This window comes from Variovorax sp. Root411 (assembly GCF_001425205.1).
Lineage (GTDB): Bacteria > Pseudomonadota > Gammaproteobacteria > Burkholderiales > Burkholderiaceae_C > Variovorax.
On record NZ_LMDW01000021.1, the window covers coordinates 221,889 to 228,020 of the forward strand.

The window sequence follows — 6,132 nt, forward strand, 5'->3', positions numbered from 1 at the left end:
TCGTGATGCGCGGCTTCCGGCAAGATAAATCCATTGCGATCGCCCGCGTTCGCGAGCGCATGCGCAGTGGAAGGTGAAACCTATGCCAGTCGATGTGCGCGCACTGGAAGACCACGCTGGCAGCCGCGTCAGGACGTCGCCTCAAATTCGACTTTAGTTCAATGAATAGCGAGTTATTGCATTCAGAGCTTTGGAGGGAAAAATCCTGAAAACCGGAATTTACTCAATCATCGCCTGCCTATCTTGGCCTTATCGCTGGGCAGATCAGTTCGATTGAGGATGCAACGCGCGGCCCCAATGCCGACGTCGACCAGCATCTCGCGAGCGATGGATCTCGCAGAGCGCAACCTGCACAGTCGTCGACCAGGGCATCGCCGGTGAGAGGCGGTCCAAGATCCCGGCCCGCAGAGAGGAAAGGGCGCGGGAAAAGCGAGGCAAGGCATGGGGGCTGGGTGGCTTGCTGCGGCCTGGAGCGTGGCACACCGTTCTCGCCGTCAAGGTCTGCGGGCGCTCTTTTGGCGCGCTGGCGGCCTGCGGCCGTCTTCGAACCCTGACTGCGGTGCTGCGGCGTGCCCGGGGGCGGTCCCGGGCAATCCCACCCGTAACCGTTCAAGGAGAACGACATGGCTGCTTTGAGCTTTCCCTTCATCACCGATGTGCAGTTCGAGCTGCTGCCGGCCAACGGCACGCAGTCCCGGGTGCAGGCGAATTTCGATCCGATTCCCGTGGTCAAGCTGTTCACGCCCGACGCCGGCGCCACTTGGCTGTTGACCGAGGTCGACCCCGAAGACCACGGCAGCGCGTTCGGGCTCTGCAATCTCGGGCTCGGTTTCCCGAGCTGGGAAGCGTGAGCCTCGCCGAACTGGCCGAGGTGCGCGGCATGCTGGGCCTGCCGATTGAACAGGATCCGCACTTCCGGGCCGGCAAGCGCCTGAGCGCCTTCGCGAAAGAGGCGCGCATGGCAGGGTCGCATCCAGGCCTGAGGCCTTCTTTCTGTTTCATCCTGTCGCGGTCCTTTCCGACGCTCCTCTCTCGCTGTCTCGCTCCCTGTCTTCGCTGTGCATTGGTCCAGCCGTGCGCGCACGCAGGGCGAGCTTCGAGGCTGCTGTCGACTCCGACTTCGAACAGTGGCCTCGGCGGCCGAATCGCTCCAGCCTTCGTGGGTGCCCGACCGTTGCGCCGTTTCGGATGTCTTGCGTCTGCGTGACCCGCGCGCGGCGCGCGGTGCCGGAACACCGTGCGCCTGGATCGGGGCGCCTCGGCGGTTGGTGCAAGACGCTGACCGCGGGAAGCGATGGGGGGCTCGTGGCCGTGCATGCACGGCGGTCACCGGTCAGACCGTCCGCCTGGGCGTTCAGCGCCTTCTGACTTTACGGCGGCGACGCGTGCTTCGCAGGCGCTCGATGGCGTGCCGCCTTCGGCGGCGCTGCGCTGGCGGTGCGTGCAGGTGCCTGCGGCCCGTTCGCGGTGTCTCTGCGTTCGAAGCCCCCCTCTTGGCCGACGCATAGCGCGCTCGGGCCGCTGTCCAGGGCTACGGGCTTTGCCACCGTCCTCACCCGGTCCTCGCGGTGCTCGGCTGCGGCTTGCGGGCGGTCCCTGGACATCGGCCCTTGTCGCGCGCTGTCCATGCGTCGAGGCGGCTCCGAAAGCAGATGTTCAACCACCGCGGCACATGCCGCAGAAAGGCCCAGTCATGCACGCCAGTTCGACTTCCAGCCCGCGCGATGCGGGCAGCCCGCACAACCCGGCCAATCCGACAGCCACGGGCGTTCCCCCCGTACCCCCCGAGGACTCACCCAAAGCAGATGAGAGTCCGGACGGATCCGCAGGCACCGCTGCGCGGGGGCGGGACCGCATGGATGTGCGGCAGGTCGTGACCGACCGGATCGTGGCGATGCTGGAGAAGGGCGGGCCTGTGTTCCGCGACCGCTGGACGCGGGCGGCGGCGCGCGGGGCGCCTCGCAACGGCAAGACCGGCGCGCCGTACCGCGGTGCGAACGTGCTGCTGCTCTGGGAGGCGGCGATCGAGGCGGGCTATGCGTCCAATGTCTGGCTGACCTATCGGCAGGCGCAGAGCCTCGGTGCCCAGGTGCGCAAGGGCGAGCGCGGCGTGCTGTGCGCACACTTCGAGCGCAGGGCGCGCGAGCGTCGCGGCGATGCCGATGACGTCCTCTCGCAAGGCGGGACGGACGAGGAGGCGATGGCTGCGGACGCCGGTGCCCGTGCCGGCGTGCTGCTGTGCCGGCCGTTCTGGCTGTTCAACGTGGCGCAGATCGACGGGCTGCCGCTCGAAGTGGTGGACCTCGGTGTCGTTGCGCCAGCGGCGAACGTGCAGGGTCCGGTGGAGCGGGCGATGCGGCTGCTGGGCGGCTGCAATGCGACGATCCGCCACGGCTTCGACCGGGCGGCGTACCTGCCGGCGCTTGACGAGATCCGGCTGCCGTGGCCGCGGCAGTTCACCAGTCCCGAGGCGCAGTGCGCGACGGCGCTGCACGAGCTGGTGCATTGGACCGGGCATCCCGACCGGTTGAACCGGCGCTTCGGGCAACGATTCGGCGACGCGGCCTATGCGTTCGAGGAGTTGGTGGCCGAGCTGGGCAGTGCGTTCGTGATGGGGCACTGCGGGCTGGTCGATGCCACGGTCGAGGGGCATGCGGCCTACATCGACGCCTGGCTGCAGGTGCTGCGCGGCGACCGCACGGCGATCTTCACGGCGGCGCGTCTCGCGGAGGAGGCCTTCGCGTTCATCGCGGCGCGGGAGATGCCTGCACTTGGGGAGTCCGCAGCCGGCGCGCAGGGCGCATGAAGGATGTCGACGATCTCGGGACCTGCTGGCGCGCATTCGGGCGTGGCGCAGGTCTGTTTCGCGTCATGCAACGCGTTGGCTGCCAGCCCCTGGATTTCGGGCATGGCGGCCTTCGGGAAAGTGCATGCCGCGCATGCGTTGCGGAGCACGCCCGCCGTCCGGATCATCGCTGCTTCCGTCGTGAAGACGCGCGGGCCTCCAACGCCGGGATCTCGATGCGGCGTGCGCTGGAGACCCGTGCGCTTCTCTCCATCTGTTGCCCGTGCCGTTCAAACTCATGAAAACCCTTTCCCTTTGCGCTGTCACGATGGCCACGCTCGCCATGGGCGTCTCCTCGATCACCAGCGCCCAGATCGCCTACCTGGGACCGGCAGGCAGCTGGACCCACCAGGCCTGCATGGACCTGTTCGGCGACACGAATCTGGTCGCGCTCGACAGGCAGGCGCTCTTCAAGGCCCTGCGCGCGAAAACCGTGGCCAAGGCCTGCGTGCCCGCCACGACGTCGGTGGTGGGGGCCACGCCCTATCTGGACGACGTGCTGGCGCTCGAGACCGTGCATGTGGTGGGCGAGTACCCGAAGGCACTGGGCTACAGCCTGCTGGTCAAGCCCGGCACCCGCAAGGAGGACATCCGCACGGTGCTCGCGCACCCCGTGGCGCTGGAGGAGGTCAAGCCCTGGCTCGATCTGGAGATGCCGGACGTCGAACGCCAGCCGGCGGCCAGCGGCGGCGCTGCGGCGAAGTCGGTGGCGGAAGGGGCAGCGTCGGGCATGGCCGCCATGGGGCCACCCGGCGCGGCCCGCCTTTACGGCCTCACGTCGATCGTCAGCGGCATCGAGGAGGGGCCCCACAACACGACGCGCTGGTGGGTGCTGGGGCATGCGATCCCGGCACCCAGCGGCCATGACAAGACCACGCTGCTGCTGACCGTCGACGAAGAAGGCTTTCAGCGATCGCTGCAGGCGCTTGCGCAGTCGGCCCGGGTACTGGCGGTCTACGAACGCCCGGGCAAGCAATCACTGGATGGGCACCGCTATGTCATCGACGTCGTGGGCCATGCCTCGCAGCCGGAAATCGCCAGGCTGCTGGCGGACCGTGCGGAGTTCCGGCTTCTCGGCTCCTATCCGAGGCGGTATTGAACGCGGGCGCGGCGCCGCAGCGCTTTGCGGGGAGTGGTCTGCCCGGCACCGGCTCGGCCGCAACCTAGCGGGCGCCGTCATCGGCGTGCGCAGTCAATGGAGCAAGCTGAGCTATGACATCTTCGTCGGCGCGCCCATCAGCAAGCCCGAGGGATACCGCACGGCGAGGGTCACGCTTGGGTTCAGGTAGATCGGTATGGAAAACTCGGCGGGGGCGTGAGTGGGGCAGCGGTCGGCGGCGTGATGCGGCGGATGCGCGACTGCGGTCTCGATCCGAGCGGCTTTTCGGCGCACAGCTTGCGCTCAGGACTGGTCACTGCTGCAGCGAGAGCTGGCGTGCAAACTAGGCGATCCAGCGGCAAACGGGGCATCACTTGGAGAGCACGGTGCATCGCTACATCAAAAGGGGCTCTCGCCGTTCGAGCGGAATGCATTCGGCTCCTTCGCGGGGACGTAGAGGGTCCGACACGAGCAAGGACCGCCTGGTGGTCCTGGACGATCTCGAACGCCGGCGCTCAGCGTTGAACAGAGATGCGTTGATGGGCGAAAAATATCGACCGGGAGGGAGCCTGTCCTGATTTTTGTGTGCGAGGCATAGCATGACGACCAGGAGCATGTATGCCGATCAGCAAGACGAAGATGAAGAATGCGGCGATCGCGGCCAAGTCCGCGGCGCTGCCCAAGATTCCCAAGGAGCTGCTTGACCAGTTCGTGAGCGGGCCGATGACAGGCGAGGCGGTCAACGCCGCGTCGATGGCATTCAAGAAGGCGCTCATCGAGCGCGCCTTGGGCGCCGAACTCGGCCATCACCTGGGTTACCCGAACGGCACGGCCAAGCCCGAAGCCGTGAGCAACCAGCGCAACGGCAGCACTGGCAAGACCGTGTTGACCGAAGACGGGCCGCTGCGCATTGACGTGCCGCGGGATCGGGATGCGAGCTTCGAGCCGCTGCTCATCGCCAAGCACGAGCGGCGATTCACTGGCTTCGACGACAAGATCATCGCCATGTACGCGCGTGGCATGACCGTGCGCGAGGTGCAAGGCTTCCTGGCCGACCAGTACGGCGTGGAGGTGTCCCCCGAGTTCATCAGCAGCGTCACCGACGCCGTGATGGCCGAGGTCGGCGCCTGGCAGGCCCGGCCCCTGGAGCCGATGTACCCGGTGGTGTTCTTCGACGCGCTGCGCGTGAAGATCCGAGAGGACGCGGTGGTGCGCAACAAGGCGATCTACCTGGCGCTGGGCGTGCTGCCCGACGGCACGCGCGACATCCTGGGGCTGTGGATCGAGGGCGCGGAAGGGGCGAAGTTCTGGATGAAGGTCTTCAACGACCTGAAGACGCGCGGCGTGGCCGACATCCTGATCGCCGTCACCGACGGCTTGAAGGGCATGCCCGAGGCGCTGGGCGCGGTGTTCCCGGCCACGACGCTGCAGACGTGCATCGTGCACCTGATCAGGAACAGCCTGGACTACGCGAGCTGGAAGGACCGCAAACTGCTGGCCGCGGCGATCAAGCCGATCTACACGGCCCCGAGCGCCGAGGCCGCTCAGGCCGAACTGGAAGCCTTCGAACAGGGTCCGTGGGGCCGCAAGTTCCCCACCGTGGTGGCTGCGTGGCGTCGTGCCTGGGACCGGGTGATCCCGTTCTTCGCGTTCCCGCCAGCGGTGCGCCGGGTGATTTACACGACCAACGCGATCGAGAGCATCAACGCGCGCCTCAGGAAGATCATCAAGTCGCGCGGGCACTTCCCCAGTGACGACGCGGCGACCAAGCTGATCTGGTTGGCGCTGCGCAACATCACGGCCGACTGGGGGCGCGCCGCGCACAACTGGAAGGAAGCGATGAATCAGTTCGCCATACTCTACGAGGAACGCTTCACGCAGGCGGCTCGCTCGCAGGGTTGAGCCATGAAATACATGGCCCAACCGGGGGCGCCTCCGGCGGCCTGGCAGGGGCCCACTGTTCAAAGAACTTCAAGCGAAGACGAATTCAGCAACCCGCCTCGAACACAGAAATTCGGACACTCCCCCGGGAGGTCGCGCTGACCGGTACTGCCCTGAAGCCACAAGCCGCCATCGGGTGCGCCTGCTTCGTAATAGTCCGCTCGAGGCCGTGGTTGACGGCTGGGTGGTTTAAGGCGTGATGTCGGTGACGTGTTGAAGCAGAGCGAACGCCACGCGCCATGCGCGG

Annotated in this window: 3 protein-coding genes and 1 pseudogene; all 4 read left to right on the plus strand. The window is 67.1% G+C overall.

Annotated features, from left to right (window positions below):
- Window positions 1-623 precede the first annotated feature (623 nt).
- Window positions 624-967, plus strand: a pseudogene (locus ASC92_RS29540) (DUF2958 domain-containing protein); the annotation flags it as partial.
- 888 nt (window positions 968-1,855) lie between these two features.
- Window positions 1,856-2,806 carry an ArdC family protein gene (locus ASC92_RS27785; RefSeq protein ID WP_056522736.1) on the plus strand — a complete coding sequence of 317 codons (951 nt, stop codon included), beginning with the start codon at window positions 1,856-1,858 and terminating at the stop codon, window positions 2,804-2,806.
- Window positions 2,807-3,083: 277 nt separating this feature from the next.
- Window positions 3,084-3,944 (plus strand): prephenate dehydratase, encoded by an 861-nt coding sequence (locus ASC92_RS27790; RefSeq protein WP_056522772.1) that lies wholly within the window; start codon window positions 3,084-3,086, stop codon window positions 3,942-3,944.
- A gap of 639 nt (window positions 3,945-4,583) precedes the next feature.
- The gene (locus ASC92_RS27795) at window positions 4,584-5,846 is read left to right on the plus strand and encodes an IS256 family transposase (protein ID WP_157609161.1); all 1,263 of its coding nucleotides are present in this window, start codon (window positions 4,584-4,586) and stop codon (window positions 5,844-5,846) included.
- Window positions 5,847-6,132 lie beyond the last annotated feature (286 nt).

Coding starts and splice junctions, on each gene's coding strand:
- ASC92_RS27790 (WP_056522772.1), top strand. CDS start 3,084: ATGAAAACCCTTTCCCTTTGCGCTGTCACGATGGCCACGCTCGCCATG.
- ASC92_RS27785 (WP_056522736.1), top strand. CDS start 1,856: ATGGATGTGCGGCAGGTCGTGACCGACCGGATCGTGGCGATGCTGGAG.
- ASC92_RS27795 (WP_157609161.1), top strand. CDS start 4,584: ATGAAGAATGCGGCGATCGCGGCCAAGTCCGCGGCGCTGCCCAAGATT.